This window comes from Peribacillus sp. NPDC058075, from assembly GCF_042885195.1.
Lineage (GTDB): Bacteria > Bacillota > Bacilli > Bacillales > DSM-1321 > Peribacillus.
Genome location: NZ_JBHVSL010000001.1, coordinates 1,342,382 through 1,360,768, shown reverse-complemented (window position 1 = coordinate 1,360,768; position 18,387 = coordinate 1,342,382). Strand labels below are relative to the sequence as shown.

General features: G+C 41.1%; 21 protein-coding genes. 2 read left to right on the top strand and 19 right to left on the bottom strand.

All coding sequences use genetic code 11. The features are described from left to right. From kamA to ACFVS1_RS06835, 10 genes are all read right to left on the bottom strand, one after another. Complete coding sequence (gene kamA, locus ACFVS1_RS06880; RefSeq protein WP_352920717.1) at positions 1-1,404, bottom strand: lysine 2,3-aminomutase; 1,404 nt, start codon at positions 1,402-1,404, stop codon at positions 1-3. A 121-nt stretch (positions 1,405-1,525) separates the two neighbouring features. Then, positions 1,526-2,905 carry a sigma-54 interaction domain-containing protein gene (locus ACFVS1_RS06875; protein WP_352920715.1) on the bottom strand — a complete coding sequence of 460 codons (1,380 nt, stop codon included), beginning with the start codon at positions 2,903-2,905 and terminating at the stop codon, positions 1,526-1,528. Between the two features lie 82 nt (positions 2,906-2,987). Beyond that, the gene (ablB, locus tag ACFVS1_RS06870) at positions 2,988-3,836 is read right to left on the bottom strand and encodes a putative beta-lysine N-acetyltransferase (protein ID WP_352920713.1); all 849 of its coding nucleotides are present in this window, start codon (positions 3,834-3,836) and stop codon (positions 2,988-2,990) included. 78 nt (positions 3,837-3,914) lie between these two features. Further along, a complete protein-coding gene (locus tag ACFVS1_RS06865) occupies positions 3,915-5,186 on the bottom strand; it encodes a peptidase (RefSeq protein ID WP_352920711.1) in 1,272 nt (423 codons plus the stop codon). Positions 5,187-5,197: 11 nt separating this feature from the next. Continuing rightward, a complete protein-coding gene (locus tag ACFVS1_RS06860) occupies positions 5,198-5,863 on the bottom strand; it encodes a 3-oxoacid CoA-transferase subunit B (RefSeq protein WP_352920710.1) in 666 nt (221 codons plus the stop codon). Beyond that, complete coding sequence (locus ACFVS1_RS06855; RefSeq protein WP_352920872.1) at positions 5,830-6,519, bottom strand: CoA transferase subunit A; 690 nt, start codon at positions 6,517-6,519, stop codon at positions 5,830-5,832. Before ACFVS1_RS06855 ends, ACFVS1_RS06860 begins: the two co-directional genes overlap by 34 nt. 23 nt (positions 6,520-6,542) lie before the next feature. Beyond that, on the bottom strand, positions 6,543-7,907 hold the full coding sequence (locus tag ACFVS1_RS06850) for an aspartate aminotransferase family protein (protein WP_387545896.1): 1,365 nt from the start codon (positions 7,905-7,907) through the stop codon (positions 6,543-6,545). Between the two features lie 183 nt (positions 7,908-8,090). Beyond that, positions 8,091-8,420 carry a hypothetical protein gene (locus ACFVS1_RS06845; protein ID WP_089364046.1) on the bottom strand — a complete coding sequence of 110 codons (330 nt, stop codon included), beginning with the start codon at positions 8,418-8,420 and terminating at the stop codon, positions 8,091-8,093. Positions 8,421-8,640: 220 nt separating this feature from the next. Then, complete coding sequence (locus ACFVS1_RS06840) at positions 8,641-9,615, bottom strand: S66 family peptidase (protein WP_387545893.1); 975 nt, start codon at positions 9,613-9,615, stop codon at positions 8,641-8,643. 282 nt (positions 9,616-9,897) lie between these two features. Next, complete coding sequence (locus ACFVS1_RS06835; RefSeq protein ID WP_352920704.1) at positions 9,898-10,062, bottom strand: YjcZ family sporulation protein; 165 nt, start codon at positions 10,060-10,062, stop codon at positions 9,898-9,900. A 306-nt stretch (positions 10,063-10,368) separates the two neighbouring features. Between ACFVS1_RS06835 and ACFVS1_RS06830 the strand changes: the two genes are divergently transcribed. Further along, positions 10,369-11,457 carry an SGNH/GDSL hydrolase family protein gene (locus ACFVS1_RS06830; protein WP_387545889.1) on the top strand — a complete coding sequence of 363 codons (1,089 nt, stop codon included), beginning with the start codon at positions 10,369-10,371 and terminating at the stop codon, positions 11,455-11,457. Positions 11,458-11,508: 51 nt separating this feature from the next. Here the strand turns inward: ACFVS1_RS06830 and msrB are convergent, their stop codons facing one another. Then, positions 11,509-11,937, bottom strand: coding sequence for a peptide-methionine (R)-S-oxide reductase MsrB (msrB, locus tag ACFVS1_RS06825; protein WP_352920700.1), 429 nt, complete (start codon positions 11,935-11,937; stop codon positions 11,509-11,511). Then, complete coding sequence (gene msrA / locus ACFVS1_RS06820) at positions 11,927-12,469, bottom strand: peptide-methionine (S)-S-oxide reductase MsrA (protein WP_387545887.1); 543 nt, start codon at positions 12,467-12,469, stop codon at positions 11,927-11,929. The genes msrB and msrA overlap by 11 nt, the downstream gene beginning before the upstream one ends. A 187-nt stretch (positions 12,470-12,656) precedes the next feature. Between msrA and ACFVS1_RS06815 the strand changes: the two genes are divergently transcribed. Then, a complete protein-coding gene (locus ACFVS1_RS06815) occupies positions 12,657-13,343 on the top strand; it encodes a DUF4397 domain-containing protein (protein ID WP_387545885.1) in 687 nt (228 codons plus the stop codon). A 54-nt stretch (positions 13,344-13,397) separates the two neighbouring features. On the opposite strand, the gene ACFVS1_RS06810 is transcribed toward ACFVS1_RS06815, so the two are convergent. The 7 genes from ACFVS1_RS06810 to tatA form a co-directional block, all read right to left on the bottom strand. Further along, positions 13,398-13,982, bottom strand: coding sequence for a YpmS family protein (locus tag ACFVS1_RS06810; protein WP_101225282.1), 585 nt, complete (start codon positions 13,980-13,982; stop codon positions 13,398-13,400). Next, a complete protein-coding gene (locus ACFVS1_RS06805; protein ID WP_352920693.1) occupies positions 13,979-14,821 on the bottom strand; it encodes an SGNH/GDSL hydrolase family protein in 843 nt (280 codons plus the stop codon). The genes ACFVS1_RS06810 and ACFVS1_RS06805 overlap by 4 nt, the downstream gene beginning before the upstream one ends. 283 nt (positions 14,822-15,104) lie before the next feature. Further along, entirely contained in the window at positions 15,105-15,695 is a 591-nt protein-coding gene (locus ACFVS1_RS06800; protein WP_352920692.1) for an SCO family protein, read from the bottom strand. A gap of 153 nt (positions 15,696-15,848) precedes the next feature. After that, positions 15,849-16,691 (bottom strand): DegV family protein, encoded by an 843-nt coding sequence (locus ACFVS1_RS06795; RefSeq protein ID WP_352920690.1) that lies wholly within the window; start codon positions 16,689-16,691, stop codon positions 15,849-15,851. A 229-nt stretch (positions 16,692-16,920) separates the two neighbouring features. Further along, a complete protein-coding gene (locus tag ACFVS1_RS06790) occupies positions 16,921-17,166 on the bottom strand; it encodes a DUF2535 family protein (RefSeq protein ID WP_352920688.1) in 246 nt (81 codons plus the stop codon). 154 nt (positions 17,167-17,320) lie between these two features. Beyond that, positions 17,321-18,067, bottom strand: a complete 747-nt coding sequence (gene tatC / locus ACFVS1_RS06785; RefSeq protein ID WP_352920687.1) for a twin-arginine translocase subunit TatC — start codon at positions 18,065-18,067, stop codon at positions 17,321-17,323. Positions 18,068-18,151: 84 nt separating this feature from the next. Continuing rightward, positions 18,152-18,343, bottom strand: a complete 192-nt coding sequence (tatA, locus tag ACFVS1_RS06780) for a twin-arginine translocase TatA/TatE family subunit (RefSeq protein ID WP_034307557.1) — start codon at positions 18,341-18,343, stop codon at positions 18,152-18,154. Between the last annotated feature and the right edge of the window lie 44 nt (positions 18,344-18,387).

Below are 18,387 nucleotides of genomic sequence, written 5' to 3'. Positions count from 1 at the left end.
CTATTCATCCCCTTTTGGAGTGCCCTTTTTTTGTTGTGCCTGGAATTTCTTTTCTTTTAATTGATCTCGCTTTTCACGTTGATTTTTTAATGAAGCATGCTCCGGGTTGGTCACGTAATTTTCCCGTCGATTCATTCGCTTCAGTCCTTCAGGCACTAAATTGAATTGCTTGTCGTTCATTAAACCAGATACACCTATATCTGATTGTTTTTCTTCCATATCAGGATATACCCCTTTGAAGTAATCATCTGCAAGTCCTGGTGTATATTGCTCAGGTTCGGGATATGTGGTGATCACACCTTCAAAATTGCGCAGCACCGTTTTTGTTGGAGATTGTGAAAGGATATAATTCGGCTGAAGCGTGATTTTCCCTCCCCCTCCTGGAGCATCGACGACGAAGGTAGGTACAGCATACCCGGATGTATGGCCTCGGAGCCCCTCGATGATTTCAATGCCTTTTGAAATGGGAGCCCTGAAGTGACCGATGCCTTCCGACAGATCGCACTGATAAATATAGTAAGGACGGACACGAATCTTAACAAGGTCATGCATCAGCTTTTTCATGATTGCGACACTGTCATTGATCCCCGCTAAAATAACCGCCTGGTTGCCCACAGGTACACCTGCATCGGCAAGCATCTCACATGCTTTCTTTGACTCCTCGGTAATTTCAATCGAGGTATTGAAATGAGTATTCAGCCAAACGGGATGATATTTTTTTAATATGGTGCATAAATTTTCGGTGATTCTTTGAGGAAAAACAACTGGAGCCCGCGTACCTATCCTGATTATCTCAACATGAGGAATTTCCCTTAAGTTTTTGAGGATATATTCAAGGATCGTATCATTGATCAATAATCCGTCCCCGCCTGAAATAAGGACATCCCGAACTGCCGGTGTGTCACGTATATAACCGATTGCAGCGTCCAATTGTTTTTTCGGCACGCCCATGCCGATTTGTCCTGAAAAGCGTCTTCTCGTACAATAACGGCAGTACATGGAGCACTGATTCGTCACCAAAAAAAGAACGCGATCCGGATATCTATGGGTCAGTCCCGGCACTGGGGAGTCCTCATCCTCATGAAGGGGGTCTTCCATGTCATATTTGGTTTTATGCATTTCTTCCGAGATTGGGACTGATTGCATTCTGATTGGACACCTTGGGTCATCTTTATTCATTAACGAAGCATAGTATGGGGTGATATTCAATGGAATGGTTTTTGTGGAAATCCTCACACCTTCCTCTTCATCCGGAGTCAGGTTTATCACTTTCTTCAAATCATCAACAGTTCGGATCGTATTCGTAAGCTGCCACAGCCAGTTGTTCCATTGTTCTTCGGTTATATCTTTCCATAGCTCTATATCTTTCCAATTGCGATCTGGCTTATATAAGTCAAATAACATGGTTATACCTCCTGAGTTATGATAGTAGTATTAAATGCAAGATGGGTGCCAAAATGACCCAATAATTCAAAAGCCCATAAAAAAAAACCGGACTGCTGGCTGGCATCCGGATTTTTTCCATTCAAATATGCTTTTTAATTTTATATTGCAAGGTCTGTCTTGGAATTTGCAAGAGCTTCGATGCCTGGAAAACGTTGCCGTTCGTTTGAAGAAGGGCCTCGGTAATCAATTTTGTTTCCATCTCAACCATGGCCTCACGAAGCGGAAGTATTTTTTTAGATGGGTTGCGCTTTCTTAAAGACTGGGGCAAATCTGCAAGGTTCAAAACATCATTCTCCGTATGGTTCATCATGAATTCTACGGTATGTTTAAGCTCCCTTACATTTCCAGGCCAATGATATTCCCGAAAAAAAACCTTTGTCTGCTCATCCACGCCTTTTATGGACAATCCTAATTTACTGTTAAATATGGATATGAAATGTTCAGTAAGAAGCTCTATATCATCAATCCGCTCCCTTAGCGGGGGCAGCTCGTAGCTCAATACGTTCAATCGGTAAAATAAATCGGGCCTTAGTTTGTTATCCGATACCGCCTTTTTCGGATCTATATTCATCGCTGCCATGATCCTCACATCCACCTGTACACTCTTTGTTCCACCTATCCTCCTTATGAACCCATCTTCGAGAACACGCAAAAGCTTTGCTTGCAAGTCAATCGGCATCGATTGCAATTCATCCAAAAACAAGGTTCCGCCATTGGCCAATTCAAACAGTCCCTGGCGTTCCACAGCACCAGTGAAGCTTCCTTTAGCGGTACCGAATAGAAGCGATTCCAATAAATTTTCTGGTAAGGCTGCACAATTTTGCGCGATGAATGGTTCTTTACTCCGGCTCGAATTCTGGTGTATGCTCTGAACAAAAAGCTCTTTTCCTACACCGCTTTCCCCATAAACCAATACCGATGAGGAGGAGCGGGCAGCCTTTTTCCCTTGTGAGATCAGACCTTTGAATCCAGCATCAATAGTCAGGATTTCAGTGAAAGAATATAATCCACCGGTTCCGGGCTTTTTCCTTTCAGGACTTTTGATCGTCTTGAGAGAGCTTTCCAGGTCTGCTAATCTTTCAGATAATTGCTTCAAGCTTGAATAATCCTTGGCAATCTCTATAGCTCCTATCATAAACCCATCTACATATATGGGGAGCGTCGTGTTTAACGTCTCAATGATTCGCCCATGTGCATTTACATACGATTGGCTATAGTTGTAGATTGGTTTTTCAGATTTAATGACCCGCAGCAATGTCGATGATTTGTGATTCAAAGAAGGGAAGGCTTCAAGCAACGGTTTCCCAAGCACCTCACTTCTTTTCATCCCATCATGATTGGCCGCCACTTCGTTATAAAAGATGGTCTGTCCTTTTGGATCTATCACATGAATGCCCTCATCAATGGTTTCTAATATGGCTTCCAATACTTCACTTGTATTAAAAAATTCACTTGGCAAGATATCCCTCCTCAAGACCTTCTTGCTAGATGTATATGAGGAAATGCCAAAAACTTGTCATGTACCGCCTAAAATTGAGCATTCAAGTGAAATTTTTCACCCAAAGATTCATGTCTTCCAGTTTATCGAAGATGTAACAGTTATTGGCCAAACGTCCGCGGTACGAGTATCCATGCTGATGCAATGCAGCATTCATGCCGAATGAGAGCGACCTGGCAATCGAATAGATACAAAAAATGCCATGTGAAATAAGATATTCTTCAAGAGCGGAAATCAAGTGTTTCATCAAGCCGTACTGCCGATGTTCCGGCAATGTCGCACAATCGGTGATTTCTGCATTATGATAAAAGGAATCAATTTCTGCTGAGGCAGCACTGACAATCCTGTCTCCATGGACATAAATGTAAAAAACCGTTCCCTTTTCCATGCACTTTTTCACATATAGCGGATCATTCATCGGTGTGGGATACACTTTAAAAACCTCCCCATACAATCGGGCCAGTTGAAGTGCATCGGTAACTTCCGCTTTACGCCCTTGATAGGCTGACGGCGGGTTATCATTTCCGGATTGTATCGGCAGCCTCTGTACATCGGTAAGGATTTGATCTTCCTTTTCCCATTCTGCACTATTGCGCCTTGCATTCAGGTTATATTTAACAAGGAAGAAACAGTCGCTTCCCAAAAAGAATTTATCGATGCTCCCTTCATATAGAAAGCCTTGAGCAAGCAATGACAGAACGTTTTCCTTGCGTGACTTGAAGATGATTTTTTCTGCTGAAATGTCTTTAGCCACCTTTAAAGATTCCTCCACGCAATCTTGAAAATGACCTAGATAATCATCAACCCTGATTCGCTTATTAAAATGGTCGATCGTAATATGTATGGTGCACCTTGGCTTTTGGATTCTTTTTTCAATGATTCCAGCCTCCATTTGTCCGCTCCTTTCACATCTTCGAAAATTGTTGCGAAAGGCCTGACCCTTCCTGGAATCAGACCTTGGGAAATATGATTATTCCTGGTCCACCCCACACCATTCTATCATGGTCAATGCGATGACTTCCGCAGCCTCCATCATTTTATCCACCTCTATATATTCGTTCGAATCATGGGCCATCTTCGTTTCCCCTGGTCCAAACACAACTACGGGGGTAGAGCCAACTGAAGAAAGATACCCTCCGTCCGTCGCCCAAGGGGACGCTTCGACAAGCGGTTCCTCCCCTACCACTTTTTCATAATATGTGCCAATTGTCTTCATGAGCGGATGATCTATTTCGAGATTGCCAGGCAGCCATCTGGCCCCAAACCATTCTAATTCAATCGGTTTTTCTTTAAACCATGCATCACTCCGGTTTAAAGCATCTATTCGCTCCATCAGCGACTTTTGTGCTTCTTCCATGGTTTCTGTCGGGGCGATACCGAATCTACCTTCCAGAACGGCTGTATCCGGCACGGAGGAAGGCCAATTCCCGCTTTGAATGCTGCCTATGTTGATTGGAATGGGGATAGGGACATTTTTATATAGTGAATGACGGAGTGACTCATTCCGTTGTTGTTCAAGCATCTTGATTTCTTTCATTACACCAACCGCTTTATCTATTGCACTGACTCCTTCATACCTTGTGCCTCCATGTGCAGACTTGCCTTTTATTTTCAGTCGAAACCACATCGAACCTTGCTGTAAAGGGAATAGTTTCATATTTGTAGGCTCTGGAATGATTGCACCATCAGCTTTGTACCCCCGTAAGACTGCCGCAAGTGTGCCGGCACCACCGCTTTCTTCTTCAATCACACTCTGGAATATCACATCCCCCTTCAATTTGATTCCGGATTCGACGATCGCTTCAATGGCCAGCAATAAAGATACATTGCCGCCCTTCATGTCCGTCGTTCCCCGTCCGAAAACTTTCCCGTCAATCAACTTGCCGCTATACGGATCATCGTGCCATGCTGCATGATCTCCTTCAGGAACTACATCAATATGTCCGTTTAAAATAAGGGATTTCCCCTGGCCCGTTCCTCTTTTAATAGCCACAAGATTCGGATTCCCTTTAAAATCCCGGCGATCGCAATAAAAATGGGGATGTTTTCTTAATTGTTCATCCCCGATTTCCCAAAGATCTATTTCTAGACCAAGTTGTCTGCACTTCTCGACCACTATGGCTTGTGCACTTCCTTCTTGCCCCCTTTTGCTCGGTTCCTGAACCAGTTTTTGCAAAAGCTGAACCCCATTCATCCGATGTTCATTCAACCATGTTCTTATTTTTTCCTCATACATATCCATTTTCTCCTCTCTCATTCTTTTAAAATATCGATGTTTTCAGAGACGGTAAACGAGGCTTCGGTCCGATTCCTGATTTCCTGAATGCTGGACGTATCAAATACATCAGTTAAAAGGAGGCCCCCCGAAGTTACGGAAAACACGCCTAATTCGGTGATGATCATATGTACGCATTTCTTGGCAGTTAACGGCAACGTACATTTTTTGACTAATTTAGACATGCCCGCTTTATCATTATGCTCCATCAAGACAATGACCTTTTTGGCCTTTGCCGCCAGCTCCATGGCACCGCCCATGCCTGGCACCCGCTTACCCGGGACAATCCAGTTAGCGAGATCCCCCGCTTGACTTACTTGAAGGGCTCCTAGAATCGTGATATCCACCCTGCCACGCCGTATCATCCCAAATGCAACAGTACTGTCACAGTAGGAAGCCCCGGCTCTAATGGTGATCGGCAGTCCACCTGCATTGCAAAGATGTGCATCTTCCTTCCCCGTTTCAGGAGTACTGCCAATTCCCACAAGACCATTTTCCGCATGAAACATTACTTTATGGTCATCCAAAAGATGATTTGGTACAAGTGATGGAATGCCAATTCCCAAATTGACCAGCATCCCATCGCTTATTTCTGCTGCTGCGCGTTTCGCTATTCTATTTCTATCTTCTGTTCCCAAACCCATTTCCAATCGACTCCTTTTGATGGAATGATATAATCGACAAAGGCACCCGGAACAATGATATCCTCTGGATCCAAAGAGCCAAGCGGAACGATTTGCATGGCTTCGACTATAGTGATTTGTCCAGCGGCAGCAACGATTGGATTCGTGTTCCGGGCGCTTTTATCAAATATAAGATTTCCATAAGGATCTGCCATTTCTGCGTAAACAATGGCGATATCTGCAGTTAATGCCGGTTCCACCAGATAGTTTTTCTTCCCCAGCTTTACGGTTTGCTTGCCGTCCCGGACGATATCGGCCTCCATTCCAATATCGGTCAATATACCCCCTAGTCCCATCCCTCCGGCCCGGATGCGTTCGACTAGTGTCCCCTGCGGAGAGAACTCCACTTCGAGTTCTCCATTGTTCATTAATAGTCCTGCATTAGGATTGGAACCGATATGGGAAACGATGATCTTTTTCGCTCTGCGTTGCGTGACCAGTTTTCCGATTCCGATATCGGGGAAACCTGTATCGTTCCCAATCAAGGTTAAATCCTTAATGCCTGATTCTAAAATCAGATTGATCAATCCCGGAGGCGTCCCTATGCCACCGAATCCCCCATAGAGGATGGACTGATGATCTTTGAAGTGATGGCGCACATCTTCCAAACGACAAATCTTCTGGAATGTATTTTCCACCACTATGACTCACTTCCTTGTTGTGATGAACGTTTACCTATCGATTCATTGAATTGCCTAAACGTTATATCGACTCTCATTAACAATTCAGCACACTCCTCTTCCGATATCGTTAACGGAGGGGAGATGATGATGGCTGCCCCGGTTACACCGTCAAGGCCTGCGGCTGCGGGATAAAGTAGTATTCCATTTCTCGTTCCCAATTCAATGATTACATTGGTCACGTCTGCCTCCTTCGGAAATGGGGCCGACGTTGCTTTATCCTGGACAAATTCAATGCCAATCAATAAACCTCTCCCTCGTATATCACCGATAAAGGAATACTTCTCTGCCAACTTTTTCAAGCCCCTTATCAGGTAATTCCCTCTGTCGGCCGATTTTTCGACAAGTTCATTCCTTTCGACATATTCCAAAACGGCCAAAGATACCGCACATGATAACGGATTAGCACTAAGCGTATGGCCTCCAATAATTGATTTCGAGCCTTTCAATATGGGCTCCATCACGTTTTTGGTCATTACTGCGGCTGCTATCGGGGTATACCCTCCACTCATGCCTTTACCAAATGTTACGATATCAGGTTCCACATCCCAATATTCGGAAGCAAGCATCTTTCCGGTACGTCCAAATCCGGTCATTACTTCATCCGCAATGAATAAAATATCATTCTCCTCGCATATTTTCTTGAGTTTTCGAAAATAACCATCTGGAGGAACGATTGCCCCTCCTGCAGCGCCGATAACAGGTTCAGCAATGAATGCCGCTATATTTTCACTGCCAATACGCCGGATTGATGCTTCCAATTCTGAAGCACAGGCCATTCCGCACGAATGCGAATCAAGTTGAAGTGGACATCGGTAACAATATGGAGGAGATACAGAAGGATATGATTCAAGCAAAGGAGTAAATCGTTCTCGGCGAATCGGATGTCCGGACATTGAAAGAGCTCCCAGCGTAATGCCATGGTAGCTCATCCATCTCGATATGATTTTCTGTTTCTTTGGCTTCCCTTTTTCCTGCCAATGCTGAATGGCAATTTTCAATGCCGTTTCAGTCGCTTCGGAGCCGCTGTTTACAAAAAAGCTGTATGTCAGTTCCCCTTTTGTCAATTCTGCAATTTTCCCGGCAAGTTTCTCTGCAGCATCGCTGGTAAATTGGGAACGATACACGAATGAAACCTGTTTAGCCTGTTTGACCATCGCCTCAATGACTTCCTGGACTCCATGGCCAATATTGGCTGTAACAGCACCGGAAGAAGCATCTAGGTAATCCTTTCCATCTTTATCGTACAAAAAAACTCCCTGACCATGACTGATAGTCGGGTAGGCTCCTCCCAGGACCGGTTTGATTAATGAAGACTGCTCCATAAGCCTGCACACTCCTTCTCTTTAAAAACAAATGCAATATATTAAAGTGTATGTCCAAGTGAAGGCAATCTTGCTAAGGAAATTGACCTAGGCATGTAATCGGATAAGTTTCTTGGTTTCATGAGAGACCCTCGAAAAAATGGCGACAAAAAAAAGTGTATCCGCAAGAGATACACTTTGTTCTTACAATACGCTATTTAGTTTTTCTTCACGAATTGATTCCAAAAAACTTTCATCCTTTAAAACAGCCAGCACATTTTTATAAAAAGCAGTTTTATCGATAACTGAAGTATGTACATATTCATACTCTTTTAAAGACGGATGACGCAAAACATTTTTCATGCAGGAATGACAAACTTTTTTAGTTCCTAACTTATAGTAGTTCAAGTTACTTGCATCCCCATTAGAAGTGTCTTCGTTACATACGAAACATGTATGGCTCACACGGCCTTTTTTATTATACTCGGCCAAAGCCCCTTCTAAACGAATGGATGCTGGAATTGTTAATAACACATAATCACCTTTTCTATTTTAAATCTCTTAGTATTATATCAGAAAAATAAAGAATTTGAACTATTAGACTCATATTCCCTAATAATGCTTGTAAAATAGGACAATTCCAATGGCTTACAAGAGGAAAGACTCCTAAAATACACCAGAATGCAAAATATATTCATACATATCCCGAACAGATTAAAACACCGTCCACTTTTTGAACGGCGTCTTCATAATGTCATGAAAGAATCTGGATCGTCGCTTTTCCATTCTTCACCTTCATTACTGCTTTTGAACCAACCGGCACCGTTACAAATGGATGGACATGACCAAAGTTGGCATTAGCGATCACAGGTATGCCATTTATCTCCTTTTTGGAAGTGATGATTTCCCGCAAGGCATATTCAGTCATTCCTGAATCCTTTTGGAAACGGCCGATGACGATTCCTTTAATCCCACTTGCACCTGACTGATGGAGCAAGGATTGTAAATCCCGGTCAAAACTGAATGGATGGCTTTCTTCGTCATCTTCTATGAAAAGGATACTGTCCTTTAAAGACGGCATGAACTCTGTCCCTTGTAATAGATTGAGTGTACAAAGATTACCTCCAATGATTGTTCCAGCCGCTTCACCTTCCTGAATGGCCATATATCCACCATTCGGGTGGAAAATTCGTTCATCCTGTTCTAAATGCCAGGAATCATCACTCCACGTCTCACTTGGCTCAAGATAAAAGCCTTCACTTTCAATTACAGCCTTTTTAAAATATTCCATCGTATATTCCAGACCAGCCTTCATCCCGAACGTCGAGAAATGAGGACCTGAATATGTAGTTAAACCTGTTTTATTATAAATGGCCAATAAAAGCGCTGTTATATCACTATATCCCATCAGCACTTTTGGATTTTCCTTAATCAAATCATAGTCGATATACCGTAACAATTGGTTAGCGTTATACCCCCCGATGGCTGTAAAAATCCCCTTCACATTTGGATCCCTGAACGCCTCATGCAAATCCTCGATCCGGTCTTCGATCGAATTCGAGAAAAAGTCATCATGGAACAAAGCCGTTTCACCATATGTCACTTTAAAGCCAAGTTCAGTCAACCTTTCTTCTGCCAATCTGCGTTGTTCCCCTTTGACAATCGCCAAGCTTCTTGAAGGAGCGATTACGCGAATTTCATCCCCTGCTTGTAAACCGGAAGGTTTCATATCTTTATCCCCCTAAATTAATTACATTCTGTCGTTATTTTAGCAGAAATGGTGAACAAAGAAAAACCCAGAACCTTTATGGTATGTCCTTCACACAAGTTATTTTCTTGCAGATTGGCCATGCTGGTATCAGGATTGGAAATAAGATGGGTGATGTATCGCCTTTCCAACTTGGATGTAACCTGCCTTTTCAGTCAACAACCATGGAATCTAAAATGGTCCAACCACATTCCTCCCAAAAAGAAAAAACCAGCTTTATCAGCTGGTCTTTTGGTTATTGTATTAGCAGCAGAATGAAGCGCCGATGATAATCAATAGAATGAACAAGACAACGATTAATGCGAAGCCTGATCCAAATCCGCAGCAACCGCCGCCGCCGTATCCGCCGCCATATCCACCGCCATAACCGTATCCTGGTCCTGCAACATTTCCACCATATCCGTACATTAAGTTTCACTCCTTTTAGAATTCTTATTTCTCTTTACACCTTACCATATGTCAATACGCCCGCCTTGGTCTGTGCATTTGCCCATTTTTCTGGATTTAAGAAAAAACTTCAAACAACACCATCTTCAACGTTCATCATTCAATGGCTGAAATACCGCAAGTAACCATGAAAAATGTCAAAAAAAACGTTTCATATTTATTGTGTTACGTTAAAATTGGGATATAATAAGGAAAAAACAATTCTTAGCCTCTTTAAGATATCTCATACCTACATGGATACATAAAAGGCAATACGGGGGAACATAATTGAAAACGAACGTAAAATCCTTCATCCCTTTCGCTGCAATCGCCACGATCCTACTAATCAGCTATATCCTTCAAAAAGTCCCTAAAACATATGGTTCAGATGATTCGATAAATGTTTATCAAAAATTCCAATCAGGCCAGCCCATTCAATATCTCGTTATTGGTGACAGTATCGGAAGAGGGTCGGGAGCTGAAAAGCCTGAACTAACATGGTTCAACCAGTTAGAAAATAAGATGAATGAAGCCAATGATATTTCTTTACACGGTGACTACGTGGTCCAAAGTGGAGCCACTGCTTTTGAAGGCTTATTCAAGCTTTCCAAAAAAAGGGAGCATGATCATAAAGATCTGATTTTCTTCGTTTTTGGTGAGAATGATCGCAAATATATGAATGTCGATGATTTTACCATGACATATGAAGCGTTAATGAGAAAGGCGAAACGTCTCCACCCTAATGCTGAATTATTCACAATAACAGAGAGTTCCTTGAAATATGAGGAATTCGCTTCAGCCATCGGACTTTTATCCAAACATTACGGTGCAACCAATGTGGATATGCGACCTATATTCAAAGATTCAGGATATACAGAAAAACAGCTGACAAGAGATTTGATTCATCCAAATGGGCTGGGTTATAAATTATATGCTGATGCAATTTATGAACGGTTCCTGGATAACATCAAACGGGAAAAGGCTGTAGCAGTCCTTCCATCTAAGCTGCATACCCGTTCTGGATTTGAATTATCGGAAATTGACCACTATGGAAAAATAAGCGGCTTCCGTCCAAGGGGCGGCTATTTCACAAGCAGTGAAAAGGGCAGTGTGATTGAATATAACTTCAAGGGAAGTATGCTTGGTGTGAAACTGCTTAGAAGTCCTGATGGCGGGGAAGTGAATGTATGGATCGACGGAAATGAAATCACGACTTTGAATACGTGGTGGCCATTTGCCCGTGAAAGATATTTATTTATCACAAATGGGCTTCCTCCCGGTTCACATACTGTCCGTTTCGAAGTGACTGGCAGGACTAAAGCAATGGAACTTACCACCATTCCATATGTCCGGATCGCGTCAATCATCACAGATTGAATATGACCCAATAAAAAACCCCCTATCATTAGCTGATAGGGGGTTTTGCATTCAATCAAACAGCTTTTTGTATTCTCCGTATCCTTCTTTTTCAAGATCTTGGAGCGGGATGAACCTTAATGATGCAGAATTGATACAATAGCGTAAGCCCGACGGTCCCGGCCCATCATTGAAAACATGACCCAGATGAGAATCGGCAGTTTTTGAGCGAACCTCTATCCTTCTCATACCATAACTCGTATCGAGGTTTTCCACTACTTCCTCTTCTTTAAGCGGTTTAGTGAAGCTTGGCCAACCGCAGCTTGAATCGAACTTTTCCTTTGAAGTGAAAAGAGGATTGCCTGAAACAATATCCACATATAATCCTTCTTCCTTCAAGTTCCAATATTCATTGTTAAAGGCTGGTTCCGTTCCATTATTTTGTGTGACTTCATATTGAATCGGAGTGAGTTTTTGTTTTAATTCTTCATTACTTTTCATTTTTTTCCCCCCAGTGATGTTGTATAAATGCTTTCCGTCCTGAACCAACCGAATATCTTTCATAATGCTCAGGTTGCTTTTTATAATAATGCTGGTGGTATGTCTCGGCTGGATAAAACGTTTTGGCTGGTATAATAGGCGTTACGATCGGTCCTGAAAATTTCCCGCTTGCCTGCAGCTTAGCTTTGGATGCTTCTGCTATTTTACGTTGGTTTTCGTCATGATAAAAAATGGCCGTTTGATAAGAACTTCCCCGGTCATAAAATTGCCCGCCAGCATCTGTCGGATCAATTTGCTGCCAGAATAACTCGATTATCTCCTCATATGGATACATGCTTGGATCAAAGGTGATTTGAACTGCTTCATAATGGCCCGTGGTTTCGGAACAAACTTCTTTGTACGTAGGGTTTTCCGTAGTCCCGCCCGTATAGCCAGAGATAACGGATTCGATGCCAGGCTGTTCATCGAATGGTTTCACCATGCACCAGAAACATCCGCCTGCGAATGTTGCCTTCTCTAATTGCTTAGTCAAATGAAAATCCTCCTTTTTTACAAACAATCCAATGAATGAATTTTAACGCTTTTAAGTGAGCATGTAAAATAATATGCCGATCGACCCTTTTACGAAAAATCGTCCCCCATCTTTTTATACGGGAGACACACGCCCAAGCATGACAACATATGATAAGAACATACTGGAAAAATGAGAGGTGTTGGAAATGAGCGATAAACCGCAATTACATGATTATTATTTCCATAACCATTTGAAAAGTCTCGAAAAATCAACACAACAATTGAGATATGAACAAATGAATGTGCCACTTCCTGTACAAGTACGCTTTTTGCATGCTGCCCCAACAGCTCCCTCATTTGATGTTTATTTAAATGAAATGCGTATCCTTAAAAATTTCTCATTTAAAGAGAACAATGGTTATTTACCGCTACCCCCTGGCAAGTACCCATTGGACATATATCGCAGCGGACAAAGCGCCTTACCTCTTTTAAGCTGTAAAGTAGCTCTCGAAAGCGGAACTTCATACACCATTGCTCTTGCATCTTCCCTGACTAATGAATCATTGAACATGTTATCTTTCGAAGATAATCCATTTGTTCCTCCAAATGAAGCAAAGATACGATTCATCCAGCTTTCACATGATTTACTACCGGTGGATATTGCCGTCAGAGATGGAGATGTTGTTTTTGATCAACTACATTTCAGGAAAGCAAGCGAATATCTTAATATACATCCCATGATAGTAGACTTCGAAGTGAGGATAGCTGGGACAAAAGAAATCGCACTCCCTTTGCCAAACAAAGCCTTCCAAGTAAATACTCCTACATCCATTTATTTAATTGGTTCGAATCGGCAGTCATCCTCACTGGAAACCTTAACGCTATCTCCATAAATGGATAAAAAACCAGGATGCAATGATCCTGGTTTTTTATCCATCTATTCCCTATCACTGTAATGATGATGGGATGGTCAATAAAAATGAAATATCATCATTTTTCAGATCGAATTCATTCGCTTTAACCCTAATATCGCTTTTCAGTTCCATATCCTGTAATGACACATAAATACTTTCGTCATTGGGACTGATGCTAACCCAATCCGGCATATTATAACGCTCATTTATTAAATTCATTACATATGAAACAGGAAGGTTCATTTTACCGACTGCAATTGATTTTTGCTTCAGGATCAAATCCCCATTCTTTTGGGCAATTGGTTCAAAAGTCAATTTCATTTCCACTTCACGGTTGAAAAATGGCATTGTTCCATATAATTCGACTTCATCCGTTAAATACACTTCATAGTGAATGGATCCCGTCAATCCCTCTTTATCCAGATACTGGTTGATTAATCTTGTCAAATCTTCCCGATTCGTATGAATTTGAAATTGGATATCTTCTTCATGGCTTACTTTGGGTATCAGATCTTTATCTTTAGTCGGCAGATTAACTAAAATCGTTACAAACAGGATGACCAGGATGTTTAGGGCTAATAGGGAAATAAACAAAGTCTTCCATTTGACATTTGTCATTCTTGGTCATCATCTCCTTTGGCACTCGCTTCCAATGTGTCCTTTCCGATAGTGGTAATATCCATATCATTATAGATTCTTGTCGCGATTAATTCATATCCGCGATCATTTGGGTGAAAATAATCCTCGGCATACAGCAAATCTTCTTCGGAATTCTCGAAAATATCTGCTATTTCAATAAAATAGGCTGAATCATATTCTTCAATGATCTCTTTTCCGCTTTCATTCCAATCATTCATGATCCTATCAAGTTCATAAAAATCTCCGAACCATTTGGAAAATGGATTATAGACGCCTACAAGGTAAATTTGCGCAGAATCATTTTCTGAACGAACCTTATCAAGTATCTGCCTTAATCTTTTTTCATAGCCTATTTTTGCCGAATCAAACTGATTCAGTTCCAAGTTGGAGAAGTTCTGTTTAAAGACCTTCATGATATCATTTCCACCGATTGTGACGACAATCGAGTCAGCTTGCTTTATGTCTTCTTTAATCCTAGTCTTATCCAGTCTTTTCAATAGTTGGTCGGTCCTATTTCCACGTATGCCATGATTAATCATCTCAACTGAAGTAATCGATGGTTCTTTTTCCAGCTTATTTTGTAAATAAGGCAGATACCCGCCATTATCTTTACTATCACCGACACCTTGAGTCAAGGAGTCGCCAATCGATACGATTTTCACAGGGTCCGGAAAAAAGCTGGCAGGAATGGTTTCCTTTTTGCTCAGCTCAACTATGCTTTTCTGCTGAACAGATGGCTGATTTGAGGCTGTTTCACTTTGACTGCAGCCTGAAATCCAAACTAGGCATATGAAAAGACAGGTGATTTTGTACCTCATAACCCTCACCTTCCTACCCATATATTATATCATGCAGAAAACGAAAGATTGCAAACAATATACCTTCATTGTACTTCCAGAATTGAGCATTCCTTACTATACAATATGAAAAATGCAGTGAATTAAAGCTAGTCCTTTAAAAATTAGCATGTTACTTAGCATGTAAAATCATTCTTCACTACCGCTGTTTCTTTAAAAAAGTTATTGCTCATTTTCAGTTAAGCTCTATTGACATCCTAATAAAGGATGGATGAAAACAGAAAGAACAGGTCATTTAACCTGTTCAATAATTCTGTAAAATTTTAATATGCTTAATGATTTCATCAAAGGGAATATCCTGCAGGCCTGTATAATCCATGATGATCTTTCCTTCTTGATCAATCAGAAAAAAGCTGGTACCATGAATCACCTGATCTTCCGCTTCTGGTTTTTTGACGATCGTTTTAAAGTTATCCAATGCAAACTGCTCGATTTCTTCCTGTCCATAACCGGTCAGAAAGTGCCAGTTGCCGTAATCCACATTAAATTGGTCTCCAAACTTTTTTAAAACATCAGGTTTGTCAATTTCCGGGTCCACGGAAAATGAAACGAACTCTACATCCGTAATACCTTCATCCTTCAATTGCTGCTGCAGCTTCGTCATATTCGAAGTCATGGGGAGACAGACCGTCTCACAGCTTGTGAATATAAAATCCGCTACCCAAACCTTTCCTTTAAGATCGCTTTTTGAGAAAGGTTTCCCCTCCTGATCGATGTAACTGAAATCTTCAAGGTCCCAATTTTTAGCATCAGGTACACCATTGGAACCACATGCTGTCAACAGCAATAAAATCGATGCTCCCATAGCTGCCATAAGCAATTGCAGCTTTCTCATCCCTACCCCGTCCTTTATGTATAAAATATTCTGTTACTTCATTTATTCTAACAGACCAATCGGAATGAGAACAGCAACTATTTCTACGAATTAAAGACAATTGTAAAAGTGACAAAACCGCCTCAAAACGCAGTTTCATATGGTTTATCCTTATCAATCCCAATAATACATGATGGCCATTGCGCCTTCACCCGTATGGGTACTGACAACAGCAGTCGTTGCTTCTATCTTTATGTCTTGGTATCCTGTTAAGTCTGCAATGGCGTGGCGGACTTTATCCGCTATTTCAAGTCCATTCGCATGTACAAAACCAATGCCCCTAATTTTTTTGCCTTGAGTATCTTCTTTGAATTTCTTGATGATGAACTTCACGACCTGTGACTGGCTCCTTGCTTTGGATACAGGATTCAGTACACCATCATCAAGAAGTGCAATCGGCTTTATGTGCAGCAATGAACCGATAAAAGCAGAAACTTTGCCAATCCTTCCACCCTTAACGAGGTTATCAAGTGTCTCTATGACAATGATTAAACTTGACTGCTTTTTTATATGTTCCAGTCGATCAATTATCTCGGCTACAGATTTCCCTTCCTTCGCCATCTTCGCTGCCTCGATCACCTGGAACGACATCGCTTTTGAAATGAATTTCGAGTCAAGAACAGTAACCTTCGCTTCAGACATGCCTGCTGCGCTTTCCGCAGAGCGAACTGTGCCGCTCATGCCACCAGTCATATGTATGGAAATAATCTCGCTGCCGTCCTTTCCTAGTTCATCATATACCTCCACAAAGGTACCTGCGGCTGGCTGTGAGCTTTTTGGCAATTCTTTTGACTGGTTCATCCTTTTCAGGAATTCTTCTTGTTCGATTTCAACCTTATCCAAAAAAGTCTCCCCATCTATAAAGATCGATAAAGGGACCATTGTTATATCATAAAATTCCAATTCCTCTGGTGTCATATCTACTGTCGAGTCTGTTACTATCTTTACTTTATTCATCATTACACATCCCTAAGTTAACATATCTATTGTATTATACCTATTCAAGGTATGCATTCAAACCAAAGATTTTCTTTTTTTCAAGTGAAGTGATACTTATCTTTTGAAATGATTACACAAAAAAAGACCGTTCCTTGGAGCTAACCTGAACACATGCCGATTTACTCGTAATTTCATGGCATTCGTGTCATCTCTTTTAACGGAGAAGTTAGCTATGGAACAGTCCGCATTAAGCATTATTTAGTAAACTTCCAAAAAAAAGCTTGTTATAAACGGGCCATTTGAGTACGGATGCTAAATAATGCTTAAATGAGTAATTTTCTTTATGATCTTTATTGGCAAAAACCATCTTTACAAATACTTCCAAACGCACGGTCAACATAAAAAAATTCGGATCACTAGGCAGTAAGACAGGTATTTCTGAAATTGTGACCTTATGTCCAAAACAATCTTTGAATTCCAAGCATTTGAACATCAATATATCAATCCTCATTTTTCACCGATTGCTTATATTATACACAATAAAACCAAAAGTATAAATATTCAAATGTGTAAAAAAACAGACAAATCAGATTGACTTTCACAAAAAAAAAGACCCATAAAGGCAAAAAGCCATTATGGACCTCTTTTTATAAACCTTCCTCGTATGTGCCTTCCCGCAAGCTTTCACGTTTCACCCTTCGTTTATAGACGACTTTAGATAAAGAAATACTGATTTCATATAATAAAAGCAGCGGAACCATCACCATAAAGTCTGACATAAAGTCAGGCGGCGTAATCGATATCGCTATGACAACCAATACAAAGTATGCATACTTCCTTAACTTTTGAAGTACATAAGGATTAATTATGCCAAGGGAGGTCAAAAACATCGTAACGACAGGAAGCTCGAATAAAACAGCAAAAGGTATTGTCATATTAAATACGAATGAAAAGTACTTATCCGCTGTAAAACTGGTTATGAACATCCCATCTCCCAATTCAATCAAAAATTGAAGAATGGTCGGAAAGATGACAAAATAACCGAAAGCAAGCCCTCCGATAAAAAGCAGGAAAAGTGCCGGAATATAGGCAAGGGTCGCCCTTACTTCATTTGGCAATAAAGCGGGTTTAACGAATAACCAGATTTGCAGGGCAATTACCGGTATCGTTGCCGCAATGGCTACGACTCCTGCAAGCATAAAGTAAATCCAGATTATATCGCTCGGTCCCAATACCATCAGTTCAAAATCGAGATCTTTCACGAACCAATTATAAATCTCCTCAACATAAATAAAACTGGCGATAAAAAAGATGACAAAAGCAACAGCTGTAATGATGAGCCGTTTTCTCAATTCATCGAGATGATCGATGATATTTAAATCTTTATCTTCCAAAGTTGATCACGCCTTCATCTGAAAATCCGTATCTTGTTCCAGCATAAAGGCGCAAGACGATTCCATCTTACGCCCAGCATTCAATCATTCATGATTTTTTTGTTGCAGCTTCTTATCTTCTTCATAATCACCTTTTGTTAAATCACTCGTGGATTTTTTAAACTCACGAAGCGTTTGTCCAAAAGCACGGCCAATTTCTGGAAGTTTCTTCGGACCAAAGATAATTAATGCCAAAATTAAGATGAGAATTAGACCAGGTACTCCAATGTTCGACATGGATACATCCCCTTTGGTGTTGTAATTTGACCTACTCCGATTAT